The following is a 19,980-nucleotide window of genomic DNA, read 5'->3' as shown; positions in this document are numbered from 1 at the left end:
TACAACTTGTTTTTTGAGGCAGTGAGGGCTAACTCCTGATTCGCCACCAAATTCTGGAAGGGCTTAGTGCTAGCTAAGCCCTTTTTCTTTACTCCGCAAAAGTAGCTGAAACACCCCTCCGCCATCTCAAAGTCACCTCAATTCATGCCGAGAACTGGGGTCCATACGACCTAAGCGAACCGCTTTCTCGATAGCACCCAAAGCGCGCTACTAGCAAGTCTCGTCAAGCTGGCCTTCCCCCGTTTTCCCGGACGGATTCACTAGCCCCCGTAATACACAGCTCGAACTGAACCGGGCCAAGGAAGTTCAGCGTTGAATGTCGACGGTGCGGGTTATAGAAGCATTCGATGTAGTCAAACACATTGGCCGGTGTCTCGTCGCGGGCGCGATAGACGCTTCGGTTCACGCAATCTGTCTTCAGGGTGCTAAAGAGGCTTTCCATTGCAGCGTTGACCGAGTGTCCCAACAATCGCCTCGACGGCTCATGCCACAGGTAATGCCCTCCTGCCTGAGTAGCGTTTGGAAGTCTTCGCTGGTGTACTGGGCGGATTCAACCGGTTGTCATGGTGTATCAGCCCAACTGGCCGGCCGCGTCGCCAGTGCGCCATCAGCAAGGCGTCTGCAACCATCCGACGCGCACTTCACTCCGGGCCCGTCGCGAAGTAGCCGAGCGCATTTTTAGAATGTCGCGCTCCATCGGGACTCGTTTCAGTTCGCGCTGTAGGCGCTGGACTGCCGAGAGCGCTTCCGTGCGTAACGGCTTGCTAGCGTCCATTCCCATCGCGCCATCTCGCATCAGCCCGACCCAGCGGCGCAACGGGTTGTCGCCGACGCCCAGGTCACGTGCAATTCCGCGTGACGGTCGCACCGAGCTCGTTACACAGCCGCGCCGCTGCGCGCTTAGCTCAAATTCATCAGTGAAGTGTCTTCTTGTTCTGCTCATTTTGTCCTCTTCGAATTACAACAGCTTAGCTGATGCATCCGGGAGAACGGGGGCCAGCCCCATTGCCTTCGAGCATTACAACGAACAGCATCCTCATAGCGCATTGAAATATCGCTCGCCACGCGAGTTCCGACGCAGGACCGAATCATCGACTCAAGTGTAAGGCCGCGTCCGGAGGTACGGGGACAAATCCACCATCGACGATGACACGCTCCCCGGCCATCCGATCCTCGGGAAGCGACCACACCGTATAGCCGATCCCTGCAGAACGACGTGAGGACAGTCGGCACCGACTCATATTGCATATCAGCCTGGCTGTATCGCAATAAATAGGCTCCATTCTGGTGCAGAACGAGTGAATGGATCGGAATTTTCCGCCTTAATCCCACTCTCCATCAAATAGCCGCCAAAAAAATTACTGACCATATCCATTGGCGTTCCTCGATTTCATGACGCCATATACCTTCGGATATCTTCACTCCATCGATTAGATGAATATTATGGCCTTCATGGTTTCGCTGTTATTACCAGATAAGAGCGATAGCGCAAACTCGCCGTGATCAGGCGATTCCCGCCCTTACCCAAATTCAGCAAGCACTAAAAACAAGGTTTCCCCGGCAGATTCCAGAGACGCCAACCGATCACACGTCTACGAGCGAGGTATCTCCATTCGAGTTGTTCCCGCAATAGCGCGGTCGCCGACCGCCCGTCCATTTCACCGAGCTTCATTTCTCGCGATCGTTACCGGAGGCATCCAATGAACCGAGTCCGCAATTCCGGCATCATGCATCCCGCACCTTTCTTCTCCGAATCGGAAGGACTGGAACGCAAGACAAAAATCGACCGATATCTCGACAAAAAAATGGAGGAATGGCGTCAGTCGATTCCCTATGCGTCACACATGAAAGACAAGAATATCAACATGAATTACTATCGCCGCACGTTGATCGAACATGTGTGGCGCATTCGCCTGTCGCGCGCGAGCCAAGCCAAGGCCATCTACAAGATCGCGCAGATTTCGCCGTCGGCCGCCCAGGACTATGCGCACTATCAAGCCGACGAAATGCTGCACGACAGGCTCTACATCCGCGATTGCGAGGCAGCCGGCGTATCGATCGAGGAAATCCTGAACACCGAGCCGTATCTGTCGACCAAGCTCTTCGAAGGCTTTTTCTACTACACCCTCGAGCACGAACACCCGATGGCGCCCGTGGTATCGAACTACCTCGTCGAATACACGCAAGCCAAGCTGCAACCGGACATCGTGAGGAATCTTCAGTCGACGCTCGGTCACGATCTGATCAAGGGGCAAGAGGCACATCTCGTCGTCGACACGCGAGACGATCATTCGATGGAGATGTGGAAGATCCTCAACCAGCTCATCCTCAGCGAAGACGATTACGAGGCCGTATTCAAGTACATCGATGACGTTCAGGAGATTCTTGCGATGTTCTTCCGCGAAATCTACGAAGACACCGTGCTGGCGCCGCAGAAGTCCGCGGCCTGACCGCGACCGGGCGGCAGTGCGCGCCCCGGATGCCGGTTCGTCGGCATCGTCCCTTCCGCCTGCCGGTGCGCCGGCAGGCGGATCGCGTACGCGTTTCCAGAACCGATTCCTCGTTACAAGATCCGTGAAATTCAGATCAATTGGAGGAAGTATGTACTTACGTGTCGAACCGATTAAGACGTTGGGGCGGGATATGAGGGTTCCCGCCTCGAAACCGGAGACCCAGCGCGCAATCGTCGCCGCCAGTCTCGCCCACGGCACCTCGGTCGTGCACAACGACCTGCGCTGCATCGAAACGGAAACGATGAAGGCCGCGTGCCGCAAGCTCGGCGCAACGATCGACGAAACCCCCGATACGCTGACGATCACGGGCATCGGTGGCCGCTTCAGCACCGACGTTCACGTCATCGACGCAAAAGGCTCCGGCCTCGTGTTTCGAACGATGATGGCGTTAAGCAGCATGCGCGGCATTCCGACGATTCTCACCGGTGATGCAACGCTGCGCCGGCGTGTGATGAAGCCGCTGTTCGACGCCCTTCACGCGCTCGGCGCAAACTTCACCTATCTCGGCGACGACGGCAAAGCACCCGTGATCAACTGGGGCAAGGCGCTCGACGGCTCACATTGCACGCTGGCGGGCGACATCAGCTCACAGTTCGTCACCGCGTTGCTGATGACCACCCCGCTCGGGCAGCGCGGCGTCGACATCCGGATCACGCCGCCCGTCCTGTCCCAGTCGTATATCGACCAGACGCTCGATTTCATGAGACTCGCCGGAATCGACGTGCAAGCCAGCCCGGACTACACCGCATACCGCGTATCACCGGGCGGATACCGGGCCTTCGACACGCATATCAACGCCGACTTCACTTCGCTATCCTACCTTCTGATGGCCTGCGCGCTCTTTCCGGGCGTCTATCGGATCGCCGGCATTCAGGAAAAGACATTGCAAGGAGAAAGACTCTTCGTCGACATCGTCGAGGCGCTCGGCGTCCGTCTGCGCTATGCGTCAGGCCACATGCTCGACGTGGACAGCTCGAATGCCGATCTTGAGGGGAATTTCGAATTCGACGTCAGCAGCGGACCTAACATCATTCCGACGCTCGTCGCACTGAGTCTCTTCGTCAAGGGGAAACTGACCGTGCGGGGCGGCTCGGTCACTCGCTTTCATAAATCGTCGCGCATCGAATCGATGGTGGGAGAAGTTCGCAAACTGGGAGCGGATATCGAGATCATTCGTCACCCTGACGGCCACACGGACGGCTTCGTCACGCGCGGCAGGGATCGCTACGCGGGCGGCGTTTCGCTCAGCAGCAACGGCGACCACCGGAACTTCATGTCGCTTTTCGTCGCCGCCTTGCGCTTCGACAACGCTTGCAGCCTCGACGGATATGCCGACGTGTCGTGCTCGTTTCCGGATTTCATCGACCAATTCCGCAAGCTCGGCGTGGAAAGTCTCGCTGCGGCCCACTACTACGTCGCCGCCGCGGACGACTGAATCGACGTTGTTGGACGGCGCCTCACGCGTCGTCATACTTCCTCCCCACCACCTCGGAGATGCCCGTGGACAATCGATTCAAACTCGACGGCAACGATACGCATGCGTCGCAAGCCGACAGCCGCGCCCGATCGCAACGCCACGCGATGCCGTCGGAAAGTTCGTGTACGTCTCCCAAGCACCGTTGGCAACCCACCTCGCAGCCGACGCTGGACAGCGAATCCGGCCAGACTCCTCCGAAACTGTCGTCCCGGCAGCAACAAATCCTGACCTACATCATCCAGGGCTACCAGAACAAGGCCATTGCACGTCTGCTCGGCATCGAAATCGTGACCGTCAAGATGCACATCGGCGTGCTGTTCAAGAAGCTGGGTGTCCGGAACCGCACCACGGCGGCCGTGCGCGGCATCGATCTCATCCGGGACAAAATGGGTGAAGAATCGACCAACGTGTACTGAGCGAGCGCGAGGCTTGCGCCGTCTGCGAATCGTACACACCGTCATCCCTATTTCCCCGAACCCCGACAGACTCGTCCGAGTCATCGCCCGGCCTTCCGCCGAAAGGCCGGATCATTCGAGCCCGGCTTCGACTTCCCATATCGTCGACCACGCGGGGACGAGGCGGCGGCGCGCGGTCCGCCGGGTGCCATCCGACATCGCCCGCCGCGCGCCCCGAACTCGATGCCGCCCCTCGCATGGAATTCACGCAATCCGATAGCGAGCGAGCGCCGCCTGGTCCCATTCGACGCCGCTTCCGGGCGTTTCGCCCGGAAGCGCATTCCCGTCGACGATCCGCATCGGCTCGGCAAGCACGGGATCAGCGTAGTCGTAGTACTGCAACCAGTGCGCGGTCGGCGTGACCGCCATCAGGTGCGCGCTGAATTCCTGATAATTGTGCGTACTGACCGACAGTGACGCCGCATCGGCCAACGCCGCGCCGTGCAGCCAGCGCGACACGCCGCCGATCTTCATCAGATCGAACATCAGCAGATCCGATGCGCCGGCGGCAATGCACTTCGCAAGCTCGCTCGTCCCGAAGCAATTCTCGCCCATCTGGATCGGCGTGATCGTTTCGCGCGCAATGCGCGCATGCCCTGCGTAGTCATCCTGTCGGGTCGGCTCCTCGATCCAGCCCAATCCGAACTCGTCGAGCGCGCGGCAACGGCGAATCGCCTCGTCCAGCGTCAATCCCTGGTTGTAGTCGACGCATAGCATCGACTGCTCTCCGAGCACGGATTTCACCGCTCGGACGACTTCGAGGTCCTGTTCGAGCGTCACGTAGCCGATCTTGATTTTCATCGCGCGGAAACCGCGCGCCAGCGATTGCTCCGCGAGCCGGCAGCTAGCGTCGACGCCGAGCATGCCGATGCTCGAATAAGCCGGAACGGGCTGTGGCGCGCCGCCGAGCGCACGGACGAGCGGCACGCCGAGCGCGCGGGCGTGCGCATCCCAAAGCGCCATCTCGACGCCGGCCACCGCCATGCTGACGAGCCCGGTATTGCCGACCAGATGGAAATACGACTCGAGCAGATCGCGCGCATCAAGCGGGGCGAGCCGCTTTCCTTCGAGCAGCTCGCCGAACGACGCGATCAGCGTCGACAATGGCTTGAGCACGATCGGCGTGAATACGAACAAATAGGCATGGCCCGTCACCCCCTGCTCGGTATGCAGGTCGATCAACACGAACGGCGCGTCCGCGATCAGGCCGCTCGCCGTGCGGATGGGGTTCGACATCGGCAACCGCACCGCGGTGGCCGTCAACTCGCGAAACGTCAATACAGACGACATGCCCCCCTCCCTCGTCTTGCGCGTCGGCCCCGGCTTGGCGACGAGTCACCATGCGCCGGGCGCCGCCGCCCGAACCGTCAGAACTGCGCGCATACGACGATGAGCCCGGAGGTGACGAGCGTCAGCCCCCAGCGCTCGAACGCGCCGAGTTTTTCGCGTAGCAGCTTGCGCGACACCAGATAACTGAACAGCACCTCGATCAGCCCGAGCGTGCGCACATCCGCCGCGCCGTGCAACGCGAGCGCGGTCAACTCCCCGATCGTCGCGAGCGCGCCGACCGTTCCGACCGTCAGCGAAAAACGCCAGATCCGAATGATCGTGAGCAACCCCGAGCGATTCGTCAGCACCAGATATCCGCCCAGCAGGACCGACTGGATCAACTGCGCCCACAGCACACCCCATGCGCCGTTCAGCCACGGCGTAATGCCCGGTTGGTGCAGCGCCGCTGCGCGATAGCCGACCGCCATCAGCGCGAACGACGCCCCCGCGCCCAGACCATAGACGGCGGACAGGCCCAGCCGGCCGCCCGCACTCGCAGCCGCTGCATGCTGCCCAGGTTTCGGACAGGTCAGCAGGATCACGCCGAACATCGCGATCAGCATGCCGAGCATCGAGATCCGGCTCGGCGCTTCATGCAGGACCAGCAGCGAGAACAACGCCACTTGCAACGGTTCGGTCTTCGAGAAAGCCACCGACACGACGAAATTTCGCTGCTTCATCGCCATCAGCAGCAACGCGGTGCCGCCCAGTTGCGCGACCGCGCCGAGCGTCAACCAGCCCGCCCAGGCAGGCGTGACGATGGGCAGCCCGCCCGCCGCCCGCCATAACAGCAGCACCCAGAGCAGCGAAAACGGCAAGCCGTACAAAAAGCGCACCAGCGTCGCCGGCAACGTTCCCGCCTGCTCGGTCAGGCTGCGCTGCGCGGCATTGCGCACGGTGCGCCCGAACGCGGCGCACAGCACGATAGGCACCCACGCCCATTCCCATACGGTCGAGACTTGCAACGGCATCTCCATAGTTATCCGCATGACTCGATCGACGATCGGGTCGTGCAGACAGCCACACCCGCCCGCGTTCCGCATGCTTGCGAACCACGAAACCCGCGTCTTGCGAACGGACTCATTGCGCCCGCTTCCACACCGATATCGGCACGTCGCCGTTCGGACGCGCGACGACGCGATAGCTCAATTCGTCGCCGTTCAGTTCATACGTGCGCATTTGCCGTTCGCCCTCCCAGTTCGGAAATGACGCATGCTGAACATGAAAAGCCAGCGAGTGCGCGGCATGGTCGATTTCGATCGTGCCGAAGTGCGTGCTCGATCCCATCACCGCATCCCTGTATTCGGCATTCGTTCCCGAGCGCTTGTCGCCCGAAACGAAGCGCTTGCGTTCCGCCTTGAATATCTGCACCGAATAACGTCCCTCGCGATCGATCATCATGAGGCCGGACGGCGCGGTGCCGTAATCCCTGGCACGCGTGCCGTCCGGATGTTCGACGTCCGCTGCGACAAGGGTCCAGGTGCCGGCAAGCGACGCCGCAGAATCGCCCGCGGCGAATGCCGCCGGCGTCGCGAATATCCCTGCGGAAATTGCCAGCGCCATTGCCGATTTAATCAGCGTTCGCCCTTCTGTCATGTTCAAACTCCCGAATCGTCATCCAGTCAATCAAAAATCATGTTTCATTCGCACAAAACCGGCTTCCGTTTTTAGACGCAACCATCGCCTCGATAATAGCCAAACGGTTCAGGAAGAAATGCGATAATTCTGCATCGACGCTGCGGGAAAACTGAATCATGTCTCCACCGAATCTCGATATGGATGTGATGCGAACGCTGCTGGCCGCTCATCAATTGGGCAGCCTGAATCGCGCGGCGGAGCGCGTCGGCCGATCCCAATCTGCAATCAGTCAGCAAATCCGCAAGCTCGAGGAGCAAGTCGGCCTGCCGCTGTTTCGCCGCCAAGGGCGCGGACTCGTGCTGACCGACGCGGGCGACGTGATCCTCTCCTATGCGAAACGCATTCTCGACCTCAACGACGAAGCCATACGCTCGGTGCGCGGCGCCGTGCTCGAAGGCAGCGTACGTTTCGGGCTGCCGGGCGATTTCGCGGAAACCTGGCTGCCCGCCGTCCTCGGCGCATTCAAGAAAACCCATCCCGCCGTGCGCGTCGAAGTTGCGGTCGAACCCAATCGCCTGCTGCTCGAACGTCTCGACAAAGGGGAGCTCGATCTGGTCCTCGCCCTCGATCATCAGACGCGCCCCGACGCCGAGCACGTCGCGCGGCTGCCGATGACCTGGATCGGTCCGGCGAACGTCGAACCCCTCTCGAGCTCCGACGGCCCGCTGGACCTCGCGCTCTACAATCCGCCCTGCCTGTTCCGCCGCATAGGCGTGCAGGCGCTCGACGACGCAAACGTCTCGTGGCGGCTTGCCTACACCACCGCGAGCCTGAACAGCCTGTGGGCGGGCGTCGCCGCGGGCCTCGGCATCACGCTGCGCACGGCCGCGGGCATTCCGTCCGCGCTGCGGCGGCTCGGCACGCAGGACGGCCTCCCGGAACTGCCTTCGGTCGACCTTTGCCTGCATGGTGCCCACCGGAAGCTGTCGCCCGCGCTCGATCAGCTCAAGCAGGTCGTGTTGAAAAGCGCCGCCGAGCATCTTGCAGCGTAACGCCCGGCATGGCGACAAGCCGCCGCCATGCCGTCCGCGCGGGCCGCGCCGGTTCCAGGCAGCGCTGTCATGCCGCACCGGCTACCGCTGCCGCGACGGCGGGCATGACCCGCTCGTCGAAGATGTCCGGAATGATGCAGCCGGCGTCGAGTTGATCCACGTCGACGAGGCCTGCCAGCGCGTGCACGGCGGCCAGTTTCATCGCGTCTGTGAAAGCCCGCGCGTGGCTGTCCAGCACGCCGCGGAAGAGCCCCGGATAGGCCAGCCCGCCGTCGATCTGGTTCGGCAGGTCGCTGCGGCCCGTCGCGACGATGGCCGGCGTCGTCCGCAGGTCCGCCGGCAGAATTTCCGGCTCTGGATTCGCCAGCGCAAAGACGATCGGATCGCGCGCCATCGAGCCGATATCACCCGCCGTCACCACCCCCGGCCCCGACACGCCGAGAAACACGTCGGCCCCCGCCAGCAGGTCGCGCAACGTGCCGGTCTCGCACGCGTCGTTCGTATGCTCGGCAAACCACGCCTTCGCGATATTGAGATCGGCCCGTTCGCGATGGATCGCGCCGGCGCGGTCGCACGCGATCAGCCGCGCCACCCCGAGCTGCTTGAACAGCTTCGCGCAGCCGGTGCCGGCCGCTCCTGCCCCCACCATCACAACCTTGATTTCATCGATCCGCTTGCCAATTCGCTTCAGCGCATTGAGGAGCGCGGCACCCGCCGAAATCGCGGTCGCGTGCTGATCGTCGTGCAATACCGGAATGCCGAGCATCGACTCGAGCCGCGCCTCGATCTCGAAGCAGCGCGGCGCCGCGATATCCTCGAGCATCACCGCGCCGAAAGCCGGCGCGATGCGGGCCACGGTATCGACGATCTCGCCGCTGTCACGCGTGTCGACGCAGATCGGCACCGCGTTGATGCCTGCGAAACGGCGGAACACGAGCGACTTGCCTTCCATCACCGGAAGCGCGGCCTGCGGCCCGACGTCGCCGATGCCGGATACGGCCGTGCCGTCAGTCACGATCGCGACGGTGTTCTGGCGAATCGTATAGCGCCGGATCAGTTCCGGGTCGCGATGAATCGCTGCGGCGACTCGGGCGAAACCGGGCGTATAGACACGGGCGAGGTCTTCGCGGGTCTCGATGCCCACTCTGCCCGTCACCTGCAGCTTTCCACCGAGATGCGCCTGAAACGCCGGATGAGATAGATCGATCATGAGCATGAGCTCTCGACTGGATTTGGACTGGATTGAGAAAAAACGCACCCTCCGGCGGCAAGCCGGCGGGCATCCGCTATTCGCGATAGCTGATCCGGAAACGCGCATCTGATTCGCGCTCGAGCAGTTCGACCGATTGCGCGAGCGTCTGTCTGTCGACTGCCCAGAGCGCGTCCATCACGCAGATCGCTCGATCCGAATCCTCGAGGGTGAGCCCCGGCTTGCCGTGCAGCTCGATCAAGTCGGGCGCGCATCCGGCCGGGTCATAGCCGATCGACTCGATCGTGCGGCCTTTTTCACCGTACTTGCTGACGAATACGGTGGCCCGCTGCTCGGCGGGATCGTCGAGGCGCGCGAGCTGCGACACGCGATCGATGAACGCGTGAAGCACCGCGCGCTCGGCGTCGTCCTTCAACAGCAGCGCCCGCAGCCACATCTCGAGCATCGACACGCCGGTCACGCGCTCGGTGCTGGCGTTGATCAGACTGCCGCCCATGCGCGGGTTGACCTCGATGATTTCCCAGCGCTGCTTCGCCTCCCAGTACTTCATCTCGACGTGATACGCGCCCTCCGTCAGACCGATGCGCGTCAGGCATTCGCAGACGAATCGCGCGCCTTCCAGCAAGGTGTCGCGCGGCAATGAAATCGGCGGCGAAATCGACATGCTTTCGAGCGTCGTTCGCCGCCGCCGTTCGACCCGAGCCTTCTCGTGAATGCAAACGACGCGCGGCTGCCCGGACGCGACGAGCTCGAAGCTGAATTCCGGCCCCTCGACGTATTCCTCCGCGAAGAAGCCGTACTTGCCCATGAAGATGGCCGACAGCTTTCGGTCGCCAAGCATCTGCGCGCGCATTCTCGGCAGATCGTCGAGATCGCGCGCGCTATCCAGAATGAAGCATCCGAACGACGCGGCGCCGCGCACCGGCTTGACGAACCAGCGGCGCGACGGGTCCAGATCGAGCCGCGCCGGGTCGCCGTCGGCGTCGGCGTCGGCGTCAAGCGGAATGCACTCGACAGCGCTCAATCCGGCACGGCGGAGAAAGTCCCGGCAGCGAAACTTGTCGAGCCCGAGCTCCAGCGCCTCGCGCGGCGCATCGCGCGTACCGAGCGCGCGATTCAAATCGGCCATCAGCAAGCGATAGCCCTCGAAAGTCGCGATGGCCGCCAGCAGCCGGTATCCGCGCCGCTCGAACGTCCGGACCGCCTCGTCGATGTCGGCCTGCGCAAGCTCGGCGCGCTCGGCGAGCACCCAGTCGTCGAGCAGCGGCTTGTTGCGATCGAACACATCCTGATCGGGCGGCAGCGAACTGATCGCGACGATCGCGATGTCGCGCGTGGCGAGCAGCGCATTCAGCTCGCGCGTAAACGAATTGCCCTGGTGCATCAACAAGACGATCGCGTCCTTCATTGCGCGGCCTCCCCAACCGGCCGACGCGCATCGTGCATTTGCTGATACGCGCGCAGCGCATCGACGAGCAGGCCAGCTCCGTCACGGCACGGATCGACGACGGGCAATCCGGTCTGTTCTTGCAACCGCCGCACTTCGCTACGGTACGCGTCGTCGCTCAGGCCCGCGCTGTTGACGCTGATCGCCACGACCTTCGCTGGCCGTTCGAAAACCGTCAGCGCCTCGTTCAGACGGATCAGCTCCGGAAGCGGCCGAATCTTCGTATTCCAGACTTTCGTGCGCTCGAGCCCGAGCCGGTGGCAAAAGATCAACGCATGCGGCAAACCGCCATGCAGCAGCGCGAGCGCAATGCCGCTCGCGCCGATGTGATTGAGCGATCCCTGCCCTTCGAGCACGACCCAGTCGTTCCCGACGGCCGCGTCGAGCACCACCCGTTCCGCGGCGCCGGCGACGAAATCGCTCGGAATGCAATCGACGACGATCCCGGTGCCGGAGATCAGCATGCCGGTCTGCCCCGTCGCCGCGAATCCGGTGCGAATACCCCGTCGGTTCGCCTCGCGGGTAATCTCGAGCGCCGTGGTCTTTTTCCCGATATTCGAATCGCTGCCGCACGTGTGCGCAACGAAACAGTTCAGCTCGAGCACGCGCGCCTTGTTGAGCTCGAGCGGAACCGGCTCCTTCGTCTCCCAGATCGCGATACCGGCCTCGTCCGCGGCTTTTGCGAGATCGGGATCGGTACGCAGTCTGAAATGGATGCTGTTGATCACATGCAGGCCGCACTGCATCGCGATGCGAATCGGCTCCTTCCAGCCCGGCGGCAATTGCGCGGAATGCAGCCCCTTGCCGATGAACAGCACCTCCGGATCGAATTCCAGCGCGCGCTCGATGTCCGCCACGATCGGGATGTCGCCGCCGTAGCCGATCACCTCCTCCACGCGCTTGCCGGCCTGGGTGCTATCGATCACGGCGAGGCAGCGGTCGGGCCGGTAGCGAAGATACGACGCCGCGACCTTGCTCGTGAACAGTCCGAAGCAACCTTCGGCAAAAACCACGCACTTCTTCGCGAGCAGTTCGGCATGAGATAAGGTTTGCATCCAGAGCCTCCATTGAACGGTCAAACGGAAAAGCGCTTTACGCGGGGACAGTTTCCAGCACGTATTGCGCCCTGATCGCGCTCATCGAAGCGAGCACCTGCGCTTCGCTGTCGCCTTCGACGAGAAAACGCCCGCCCTGCAGGTGCGTATAGCCGCCGCCGGTGTCGGCCAGCATCTCGCCCGCGGCGGGAACCAGCTCGCGATAGAGTCCCGGCACGCGTCCGATCAGGGAAGGTGCCGCGATCACCTTGCGCGGCAGCGGGCCCGGGCGCGGAATCGTCAGCCAGCCGCCGCTCGTGGCCGCCGGCCGCGGCGGCTGTATCGGGCGACCGAGCACGACGTCGACCCACATCCGGAACAGATTGACGCCGAAAACGCGATGCAGGACGTACGGCACGTCGGCGCCCGGCACGCGCGCGCCGATTTCGAGAAAGGTGAGCTCGCCGTTGCGGTCGAACAACTCGAGATGGAATGCCGAACTGCGCAATCCGAGCGCCTGCAGACAGGCGGCCGCAAACGAGCGGCACGCGGCCGTCGCGGGCGATTCGGTCTGCACGATCGAGCCGAGCGGCGCGCCGGATTCGAAATCGAGGCAAGACGAGACATACCGGCTGACCGACGCGAACACGCTCCGCCCGGCGGCATCGACCACGCCGTCCACGTGGAGAATGTCGCCGTCGATATACTCCTCGATCTCGAACCCGCGAAGATCGCTCGTTTCGACGACGCGGCGCCACGCATCAGCGGACGCCACTTTCAGCACGCCTTTGCTCGACGCGCCGCGCACCGGTTTCAGAATCAGCGGGAATCCCAGTTCGAGCGCGCGCGCATCGACGTCGTCCGCTCCGTCACATGCGAACCACGCCGGCACGCGAATGCCCGCCGCCCGCAGCAACCGCTTCATCTCGGTCTTGTCGCGAAACCGGTCGACGTCGTCGGGCCAATGCCCCGGAATGCCGAAATGCGCCCTGACGACTGCCGCCGAATCGAGCAAATATTCCGAAAACGCCAGCACGTGCGTAATCGGCCCGTGGATGTCGATCACGCTCGCCACCCGCTCGAGCAACGCGCCGATATCGTCGAAATCGGCGACGGCATGCACGCGGCTGGGATCGGCCGTAGCCGGCACGCCGCGACGGCCCTCATCGTCGCACAGATAGCTGACATCGCAATGCGGCGCAACGATGTCGTCGTAGCGGCAGAGTTCATGATCCCACTGACGATCGTTCCGATACTGCGGCCAGCGGTTCATCACCAGGACATGCGGATTCATCGCGCCCTCGTCACTTTTGCGCTGCGGCCTGCACGTGCGTCGCGTATCCGCTCGAGCGAGTGTGCAGTTCGTCGGCGAGCAAGTGCTCGCCTTGCTGAAGCGCATAGAGCGAGTTGAAGGCCTTCTCCGTGATCGGCAGCGGGTATTCCCCGGCCTCGCTCAGCGCGACCGGACGGCGCTGCCCGCGCAGCAGATAGGTTCCCGGCTCGTTGTGCGCGGCATGCGGCCCGTAGTAGATCGGCAGCGCGTCGGCGGCGCGGTACGCGGGAATGAAGCAGCGGCGATAGTGTTCCGAGCGATTCGAATCGGAACGATGCAAAGCCTTGCAATGCAGGAAGACCACCGTGCCAGCGCCGCCGGAGGCCGTCATCTCCGTACACCCCGCCGGCAGATTCGCGAGGGCGACCTTGCCGCGAAAATAGCCGTGCTCCGTATGATCGTAGATCGACGCGCGATGCGAGCCGGCCAACACGCGCAGGCATGCATTGTCCTCGCCGGCGTCGTCGAGGTAGACGAGACACGCGACCAGTTTCGGGTTCGTATGCGGATAATAGGAAAAATCCTGGTGCCACTCGACAGGTGAACCAACGCGCGGCCCCTTCATGTTGAGCTTGCTGTGGTGAAAGACGATATCCGGCCCGATCAGCGATTCGAGCCGATCGACGATGCGCGGGTCCTCTTGTATCGCACGAAAGGCGGCGTGGCGCTTCGACGGTTCCCAGATGCGCCGGATGATCGACGGATCATCCGGCTCCAGTTCCGCGACTTCGCGCAAGTCGTTGGCAGCGCCAATGATCTCGGCGATCGCCGCATGCATCGACGCGAGTGCTTCGGCGTCCAGCAAATCGCGGACGACGAGAAAACCGTTCTCGTCGAACGCGGCCACTTCTTCATCGGAAAGGTGAAATGACATGTCGCGCCCTCGCTGAGTAATCGAATCTGACTGTTTGTCCGTCTCGCTGCTTGCCTGCTGGAACCCATCGTATCGCCGCGCCCACCACGCCGACAGCTAGACGAAGGTATAGCGCGCCCGCCGGCACGCAAGCGGGCGGCGGAGAACCGCGTGCAGTCACACGCGCCAAAGACCGCCGAGTCGAGCCGTGGCTTCGCACTCGTCACCCGTCTTTACGAATCGAATCGTGATGAAGCGCCGACGCGCGATGCGCGGGCCCTCAGCCGCGCAAGCGCTGCGGGCCGATAGGCCGATTCGCGGCACACGCGCGAGGCGATGGAGGATCACCCGTGCATGTAAGGTGGCAAGATGCCCGCTTCTTCGAGACGATTGGCGAAACGGCGAAAGCTTGCGCGGGACACTGCGCGCTATATCGCCGAGCCCGTCTCCCACCCGTTTTCGGACCGTAACCGACGAGCGACCGGAGCGCGGAGCTTGGGCGAGCGCCCCGTCACGCGCCGAATCAGAATTCGTCGCGCCGGGCTTTCAACCCACCCACTCCCCCAAAATCAAAGCCCCTGGAATCGACCGATTACCAGGGGCTTCATCTTCACTACTTAGCCAGCCACTTGGCGCAGCTTCTCCGCGCACAAGTCACCACCACCTGGCCGGCATCCATCGAAGCGCCCGCCTGCCGTCATCACTGCCAGCATTCGCGCGATCCGAACCGAACAAGAAGCCCACGCCCGCCACGAGCCCGAACCCCTTGCCAAGCCGGAATCCCGGTCCCCGTACCGGATTCTCGGCTTGCAATGCCGCCCCCCCTCGCCTTCGACCTCGCCCGCAAGTCGCCGCAGGCAAGACGGCAGCGCGCCGCCGCCTCTCTCCAATCGAAGACGAAAGACCTTGCGCGCCGTCGCCGATCGTCGCCCGAAGCGAGCCCGCCGGCGGCGCGCGCACCCCGCGTCAGTTGACCTGCAATTGCCCGCCGCGCCCGAGCCCGCCCTTCACGTCCTGCGCCTTGCAATTGCGCACCGCGACGACGAACTTGTTCCATGCGTCGATGAGAACGCGACCACGGTCGCCTTGCCTTCTGGCGTCGTCGAACTCCCCTCGGCCGCCGCGATCCACACCGCCGAGCGGATGTCGAACAGCGTCAGCATGACGACCGACGCTTTCGTCTTCACACTGCCCGCAAGCATCGACACCGCGCTGTCGCCGGTCAGCCCGCCGATCATGCTGCCGATGCCGCCGACCGGCGAATCGTCGATCGCGATCTGCGGGTCCATGCAGTAATCGGCCGCGACGCGCTGCCCCTTGTGCTGCTTCGAGCCCGCGCGGTATTCGCCGGAATTGCGCTGCAAGCCGGTGATCCGCATCAGGCGCGCGTCGCGCTTCGGATTGCCGATCGACGTGATGACGAAGCGGCTCGACCGCTGCACGGCGAGGCGCAGCAGCGGATCGATGCTCGTCACCTTCGTCGCGCTGCCGAACGGCCCCCACCAGTCCGCATTGCGCCCGCCGTCTTGAGAATGAGTGGGGGGAAAAGATGGTCTTCATGTCGTTATCGATGTCGCTGGTCTTTATTTTCGGCTTGCGCGTTCGTGCGAACCCCGTTAAGCCACCCCGGCAAAGCGCGCGATGAGTTGGTCTCCTGCGATCGCCCCGTTGACGCCGGCACACGGTCAATACCAGGACCAGTCCGTCTGTCGCCAGACGCCGAGGTACGGATAGCCCGAATACCAGTAGCCGTATAGACGTCACGCCATTGCGTGCGTCACTTGCAATCCTCTTCGTCCGCGCGCGTGCGCGCCCATCTCTTCGAGGCCGAACAGATAGAAGACGCCGAGCGCCTGGTAGCTGTCCTGCCGAACGCCGTCGCCGCGGAAGTAGCGCAGGCTCAGGTCGTAAGCCGCCTTCGGCTCGGTTTTCGCGCGCTCCTTCAGCGCCGCGATCCGCGGGCCCTCCTGCTCGGCATCGTCCTTTTTCGACTCATAGGACATCTGATTTTTAAGGCCGATCGAAGCAGCCGTGATCGGCGCATATCCGTGCCATGTCGCTCGCGGACGGATTCTGCGCATACGCGGCCAGCCACAACAGCAGCGACGACGCGAACAAACGGCAGCGCATTTGGGCGTGACCTCGAGTCTTTTTTGAGTTGCAAATTGAAATCGCTCGAACCCGCACCAAGCCATACCGCCCGACGCAGCGGATGCGACGCCGCCGTCATCGGACGCTATTGCACAAGACCTCTCTCAGGTTCCCCTTGTCTAGTCGTTCGGCCCGACGCACCCGTTTTTTCTTTCGCGTCGGAAGCCGACATCGCCATGTATCGCCCGTCATCGGACATGACGCATCGAACAATGGTGACGCAGAACGTCATAATAATGCAGAAAATTGGCATGTCAAGCCAATTCAAACGAAACAAATTTGCATATCACGTCACTTTTGTTATTCTTCCACCAAAATCCACCGAGGAGCGCACCGAAATGACCCATCCCGATTCGGCCAACGCCGACTTGATCACCGCCACCAAAGTCCGCGATCTCCTCACTCGGACGGGCATTGCGCCGCGCAGTCACAACACGACGATCGCCAACATCCTCGGCCTGAGTTTTTCCGTCGTCACGCGCAAGATGAAAGGGCAGATTCCGTGGAATCTGTCGCAGCTTCAGGACATCGCGTCGTACTTCGGCGTGCCGCCCGCGATCCTGCTCGACGACAAGGGCGCCTCGCCGAATCCGGCCGTCGACATGCACGACGCGACGCTCGTCATCGAGACGCGCCGCTTCCGGTGTCGCGCGGCGATCGCGACGAGGACGAGCAGCCAGGCCGATTCGGATTTCGTCGCGCTCCAGTGGCAGGACAGTTGGGTCGTCTACGAAAGGAAGCACGCGCCCGAAGGCCGCGCTTATCCGGTCGACGTGATCGAGCTGCGCTCGAGCGAAAGCAGCACGTACGAAGTGCGGATCGCGGTCGTCGACGACTCGCCCGACGTCGCCGAAACGATCTGCGAGTACTTCGCCGAAAAAGGCGTCGCCGCGATCGCGTATTACGACAGCGCTTCGTTTCGCCAGGCGCTGGCAGTCGAGGACTTCGACGGATACATTCTCGACTGGATGCTCGGCGCGGAAACCGCCGCGCATCTCGTGCGCGGCATCCGCGCGAGCGAAAATGCCGATGCGCCGATCTTTCTGCTGACCGGAAAGATCTCGACCGGCGAGGCGAGCGAAGACGAGATCGCGGAAATCGTGTCGAGCTTCAATGCCCGCTGCGAGGAGAAGCCGGTCAGGCTGCCGATCCTGTTCGCCGAGGTCGCGCGCGCGCTGAAGATTGCGTATCCGCCCAATGCGCAGGCGAGTTGAACCACCACTTTGCGAGGAGAAACCATGCGGATTTCGACGAACTGGATAAAGAGCCTCGCGCTGGCGCTGCTGCTTGGCGTCGCGCTCTCGTCTCACGCTGCCCCGTTCAAGTTCACCGTCGACGGCAACATCAAGCACGCCAATCAGACGGGACGCCGTGCGTATGTCTTTTCCGAAGCGGCGCTGCTGGCGCTGCCGCAGCATTCGATCACGACGTCCACGAGCTGGACGCCGAAGGCGACGTTCACCGGCCCGCGCCTGAGCGACATCCTGAAGACCGTCGGCGCGACCGGCACGCAAATCGAGTTCCATTGCATCGACGAATACACGTTCACGATTCCCGCCTCCGACGCCGACAAATACGGCGTGATCCTCGCGCGGACGATGAACGGCAAGGTGCTCGACAACAACAACTACGGGCCGCTGTGGATCATGTATCCGCGCGACCAGTTCCCCGATGAGCTGAAGACGCCGATCAGCGAAGCGAAGTTCGCATGGCAGATCATCGGACTCACGGTGAAATGAACCAGGTCAAATGGCGAAACGAAAAAATCATCATCACCCTGGGATCCTTGTGGATTCTGGGCTTCGCCGCGTGGGCGTTCCTGCTGTACGACCTGCTCGGAACGTCCGTCAAGGAAGGCATTCTGGAAGGCCCGCGCGAAGGCGTGTTCTGGACCGCCGCGCAATACCGGAACTCGTTCAGCCGGTTCGACCGGCAACTGATTCTCTATGCGGCCCGCCAGGATCGCGACTTCGACAACGTGCTGCTTCAGCTCGACAGCCTCGAGGCGTCGTTCGGCTTCCTCGAGCGGCCGTCCGAAGTCTCCGCGTACTGGCTGAGCATCCCGAAGGCCCGTGACGACATCGCCGGGTTGTCCCGCTTCATGGCGAGCCTGCGTCGCGACGTTCCGGCGCTGCGCGAGCGTCCCGACGAGGCGAAGCGCGTGCAGGAAGACCTCGCCCGGCACTGGCCCAAGGTGAACGCGCTCGCGAATTATTTTCGCGCGATCGAAATGGAGCAGCGCGACTTCACGTTTCATCAATTGAAGGAGAAGCGCCGCGCGATCGTCATGCTGGGCGGCGTGCTCGGCGTCATTCTCGGCGCGCTGTTCCTGCTGCTGTTCTACACGATACGCACGCGCGGCAGTCTGCTCGAGCAGCAGCAGGCGGCGCTCGACGCGGAACGCAAGGCGTCCGATCGCGCATTCGAGATGATCGCCGCGAAGAACGCGTTCCTCGGCATGGTCAGCCACGAACTGCGCACGCCGTTGCAGGCGATCTGCGGTTCGATCGAAGTGTTGCTCGCACGGCCCCAGTCCGACGCGAACATGAAGACGATCAAGCGCCTGCAGAACTCGGCCGCATCGCTCGAAGCGCAGGTGAAGGACCTGACCGACTACATCAAGCTCCGGTCGACGAATCGGTCGGTTCAGTCGGAGACCGTCGAGGTCGCGCCGCTGCTCGCCGACGTTCTCGATCCGCTGCGCGGCAGGATCCGCGACAAGCACCTGGGCGCGGCGCTGCGCGTCGAGCCGCCCGGGCTCGTCGTGAAGTCGGACCGCAAGCTGATCCAGCAGATCGTGTCCAACCTCGTCGAAAACTCGATCAAATACACGCACAGCGGAACGATCGCGATCTCGGCGGAGCTGGCCGGCACGCCTGCCAGTCGAACGATGAAAATCACGGTGCGCGACACCGGCGTCGGCATCGCGAAAAATCTGCTGTCGAAGATCTTCGAGCCGTTCTTTCGCGTGAACGATCCGGGCGTGCGTCATGTCGACGGCATCGGGATGGGGCTCGCGGTCGTCCAGGAGCTCGTCGTCGCGCTGCGCGGGCATGTCGACGTTCGCAGCGCCGTCGGCGAGGGCAGCGAATTCGTCGTCACGCTGCCGGTCGAGCTGCCCGGCAGCGCAGACGCGCCCGATAACGACGCGCAGCCGTCATTGCAGATGCCGCATCGCGATCTGCGCGCGCTCGTCGTCGACGACAACGAGAACGCGCGCGAAACGCTCGGCGCGATGCTGACGGCGCTCGGCATCCAGGTGGATTTGCGCGCCACCGGTAGGGACGGTCTGCGGTGCTTCGGCGAATGCCGGCATGACATCGTCGTGCTGGATCTGGAATTGCCCGACATCAGCGGCTTCGAAGTGGCCGAGCAGATTCGCTGGGCGACGTCGCCCGACGCGGCGGCGAAGACGGCGATACTCGGCGTGAGCGCGTATGAATCGGCGATGCTTGCGGGCGACCACGCGATCTTCGATGCATTCATCCCCAAGCCGATTCATCTGGACACGCTCAGCGGCATCGTGAACCGGCTGCGGCGCTGAAAAG

The 19,980-nt window shown here is 62.9% G+C and carries 16 protein-coding genes and 4 pseudogenes; 8 read left to right on the top strand and 12 right to left on the bottom strand.

What is annotated here, in order from left to right; all coding sequences use genetic code 11:
• Positions 1 to 223 precede the first annotated feature (223 nt).
• Positions 224 to 632 (bottom strand): annotated as a pseudogene (locus WS92_RS36590) (IS3 family transposase); the annotation flags it as partial.
• 372 nt (positions 633 to 1,004) lie between these two features.
• Here WS92_RS36590 and WS92_RS37180 point away from each other — a divergent pair.
• The 4 genes and pseudogenes from WS92_RS37180 to WS92_RS14450 form a co-directional block, all read left to right on the top strand.
• A pseudogene (locus WS92_RS37180) lies at positions 1,005 to 1,106 on the top strand (integrase core domain-containing protein); the annotation flags it as partial.
• Positions 1,107 to 1,700: 594 nt separating this feature from the next.
• Positions 1,701 to 2,450 carry a hypothetical protein gene (locus WS92_RS14460; protein ID WP_006024676.1) on the top strand — a complete coding sequence of 250 codons (750 nt, stop codon included), beginning with the start codon at positions 1,701 to 1,703 and terminating at the stop codon, positions 2,448 to 2,450.
• Between the two features lie 151 nt (positions 2,451 to 2,601).
• Positions 2,602 to 3,948, top strand: a complete 1,347-nt coding sequence (locus WS92_RS14455) for a 3-phosphoshikimate 1-carboxyvinyltransferase (RefSeq protein WP_043282023.1) — start codon at positions 2,602 to 2,604, stop codon at positions 3,946 to 3,948.
• Positions 3,949 to 4,013: 65 nt separating this feature from the next.
• Positions 4,014 to 4,406 (top strand): response regulator transcription factor, encoded by a 393-nt coding sequence (locus WS92_RS14450; protein WP_059931293.1) that lies wholly within the window; start codon positions 4,014 to 4,016, stop codon positions 4,404 to 4,406.
• Between the two features lie 243 nt (positions 4,407 to 4,649).
• On the opposite strand, the gene WS92_RS14445 is transcribed toward WS92_RS14450, so the two are convergent.
• The 4 genes from WS92_RS14445 to WS92_RS36995 all read right to left on the bottom strand — a co-directional run bounded on the left by WS92_RS14445 (position 4,650) and on the right by WS92_RS36995 (position 7,530).
• A complete protein-coding gene (locus tag WS92_RS14445; RefSeq protein ID WP_059931246.1) occupies positions 4,650 to 5,735 on the bottom strand; it encodes an enolase C-terminal domain-like protein in 1,086 nt (361 codons plus the stop codon).
• Between the two features lie 77 nt (positions 5,736 to 5,812).
• Entirely contained in the window at positions 5,813 to 6,751 is a 939-nt protein-coding gene (locus tag WS92_RS14440) for an EamA family transporter (RefSeq protein ID WP_009916521.1), read from the bottom strand.
• A 103-nt stretch (positions 6,752 to 6,854) separates the two neighbouring features.
• Complete coding sequence (locus tag WS92_RS14435; protein ID WP_141668035.1) at positions 6,855 to 7,376, bottom strand: lipocalin-like domain-containing protein; 522 nt, start codon at positions 7,374 to 7,376, stop codon at positions 6,855 to 6,857.
• Between the two features lie 31 nt (positions 7,377 to 7,407).
• Positions 7,408 to 7,530, bottom strand: coding sequence for a hypothetical protein (locus tag WS92_RS36995; protein WP_268907190.1), 123 nt, complete (start codon positions 7,528 to 7,530; stop codon positions 7,408 to 7,410).
• On the opposite strand from WS92_RS36995, the gene WS92_RS14430 reads away from it, so the two are divergent.
• Positions 7,529 to 8,404: a LysR substrate-binding domain-containing protein gene (locus WS92_RS14430; RefSeq protein WP_015601957.1), complete on the top strand. Its 876-nt coding sequence runs from the start codon at positions 7,529 to 7,531 to the stop codon at positions 8,402 to 8,404. The genes WS92_RS36995 and WS92_RS14430 overlap by 2 nt on opposite strands.
• 67 nt (positions 8,405 to 8,471) lie before the next feature.
• On the opposite strand, the gene WS92_RS14425 is transcribed toward WS92_RS14430, so the two are convergent.
• From WS92_RS14425 to WS92_RS37175, 7 genes and pseudogenes are all read right to left on the bottom strand, one after another.
• Positions 8,472 to 9,620, bottom strand: coding sequence for an NAD(P)-dependent malic enzyme (locus WS92_RS14425; protein WP_059931242.1), 1,149 nt, complete (start codon positions 9,618 to 9,620; stop codon positions 8,472 to 8,474).
• Positions 9,621 to 9,690: 70 nt separating this feature from the next.
• The gene (locus WS92_RS14420; RefSeq protein WP_059931240.1) at positions 9,691 to 11,022 is read right to left on the bottom strand and encodes an ATP-grasp domain-containing protein; all 1,332 of its coding nucleotides are present in this window, start codon (positions 11,020 to 11,022) and stop codon (positions 9,691 to 9,693) included.
• On the bottom strand, positions 11,019 to 12,116 hold the full coding sequence (locus WS92_RS14415; RefSeq protein ID WP_059931238.1) for an N-acetyltransferase DgcN family protein: 1,098 nt from the start codon (positions 12,114 to 12,116) through the stop codon (positions 11,019 to 11,021). Before WS92_RS14415 ends, WS92_RS14420 begins: the two co-directional genes overlap by 4 nt.
• Before the next feature lie 37 nt (positions 12,117 to 12,153).
• The gene (locus WS92_RS14410) at positions 12,154 to 13,389 is read right to left on the bottom strand and encodes an ATP-grasp domain-containing protein (RefSeq protein ID WP_059931236.1); all 1,236 of its coding nucleotides are present in this window, start codon (positions 13,387 to 13,389) and stop codon (positions 12,154 to 12,156) included.
• A gap of 10 nt (positions 13,390 to 13,399) precedes the next feature.
• Positions 13,400 to 14,302 (bottom strand): phytanoyl-CoA dioxygenase family protein, encoded by a 903-nt coding sequence (locus WS92_RS14405; RefSeq protein WP_006024663.1) that lies wholly within the window; start codon positions 14,300 to 14,302, stop codon positions 13,400 to 13,402.
• Positions 14,303 to 15,247: 945 nt separating this feature from the next.
• Positions 15,248 to 15,801: pseudogene (locus WS92_RS14400) on the bottom strand (hypothetical protein); the annotation flags it as partial.
• A gap of 165 nt (positions 15,802 to 15,966) precedes the next feature.
• Positions 15,967 to 16,411 (bottom strand): annotated as a pseudogene (locus tag WS92_RS37175) (sel1 repeat family protein).
• 359 nt (positions 16,412 to 16,770) lie between these two features.
• Here WS92_RS37175 and WS92_RS14390 point away from each other — a divergent pair.
• Genes WS92_RS14390 through atsR form a run of 3 tightly spaced genes read left to right on the top strand, consistent with a single transcriptional unit; the run spans position 16,771 to position 19,976 of the window.
• The gene (locus WS92_RS14390; RefSeq protein ID WP_059931230.1) at positions 16,771 to 17,646 is read left to right on the top strand and encodes a helix-turn-helix domain-containing protein; all 876 of its coding nucleotides are present in this window, start codon (positions 16,771 to 16,773) and stop codon (positions 17,644 to 17,646) included.
• A gap of 24 nt (positions 17,647 to 17,670) precedes the next feature.
• Entirely contained in the window at positions 17,671 to 18,171 is a 501-nt protein-coding gene (locus WS92_RS14385) for a putative pterin-binding protein (RefSeq protein ID WP_006024658.1), read from the top strand.
• Entirely contained in the window at positions 18,168 to 19,976 is a 1,809-nt protein-coding gene (gene atsR, locus WS92_RS14380; protein WP_059931228.1) for a hybrid sensor histidine kinase/response regulator AtsR, read from the top strand. Before WS92_RS14385 ends, atsR begins: the two co-directional genes overlap by 4 nt.
• Positions 19,977 to 19,980: the final 4 nt, after the last annotated feature.

This window comes from Burkholderia sp. MSMB1588 (genome assembly GCF_001546925.1).
In the GTDB taxonomy this organism is placed as follows: domain Bacteria; phylum Pseudomonadota; class Gammaproteobacteria; order Burkholderiales; family Burkholderiaceae; genus Burkholderia; species Burkholderia humptydooensis.
Note: the sequence above shows the minus strand (reverse complement) of the source record. Positions and strands in the feature narration are given on the sequence as shown.

Bases quoted from the DNA above. Each gene is read 5' to 3' on its own strand.
- atsR (WP_059931228.1), top strand. From the start codon at position 18,168: ATGAACCAGGTCAAATGGCGAAACGAAAAAATCATCATCACCCTGGGA.
- WS92_RS14415 (WP_059931238.1), bottom strand. From the start codon at position 12,116: ATGCAAACCTTATCTCATGCCGAACTGCTCGCGAAGAAGTGCGTGGTT.
- WS92_RS14430 (WP_015601957.1), top strand. From the start codon at position 7,529: ATGTCTCCACCGAATCTCGATATGGATGTGATGCGAACGCTGCTGGCC.
- WS92_RS14385 (WP_006024658.1), top strand. From the start codon at position 17,671: ATGCGGATTTCGACGAACTGGATAAAGAGCCTCGCGCTGGCGCTGCTG.
- WS92_RS14410 (WP_059931236.1), bottom strand. From the start codon at position 13,389: ATGAATCCGCATGTCCTGGTGATGAACCGCTGGCCGCAGTATCGGAAC.
- WS92_RS14460 (WP_006024676.1), top strand. From the start codon at position 1,701: ATGAACCGAGTCCGCAATTCCGGCATCATGCATCCCGCACCTTTCTTC.
- WS92_RS14445 (WP_059931246.1), bottom strand. From the start codon at position 5,735: ATGTCGTCTGTATTGACGTTTCGCGAGTTGACGGCCACCGCGGTGCGG.
- WS92_RS14455 (WP_043282023.1), top strand. From the start codon at position 2,602: ATGTACTTACGTGTCGAACCGATTAAGACGTTGGGGCGGGATATGAGG.
- WS92_RS14425 (WP_059931242.1), bottom strand. From the start codon at position 9,620: ATGCTCATGATCGATCTATCTCATCCGGCGTTTCAGGCGCATCTCGGT.
- WS92_RS14390 (WP_059931230.1), top strand. From the start codon at position 16,771: ATGACCCATCCCGATTCGGCCAACGCCGACTTGATCACCGCCACCAAA.
- WS92_RS14420 (WP_059931240.1), bottom strand. From the start codon at position 11,022: ATGAAGGACGCGATCGTCTTGTTGATGCACCAGGGCAATTCGTTTACG.
- WS92_RS14440 (WP_009916521.1), bottom strand. From the start codon at position 6,751: ATGGAGATGCCGTTGCAAGTCTCGACCGTATGGGAATGGGCGTGGGTG.
- WS92_RS14405 (WP_006024663.1), bottom strand. From the start codon at position 14,302: ATGTCATTTCACCTTTCCGATGAAGAAGTGGCCGCGTTCGACGAGAAC.
- WS92_RS36995 (WP_268907190.1), bottom strand. From the start codon at position 7,530: ATGATTCAGTTTTCCCGCAGCGTCGATGCAGAATTATCGCATTTCTTC.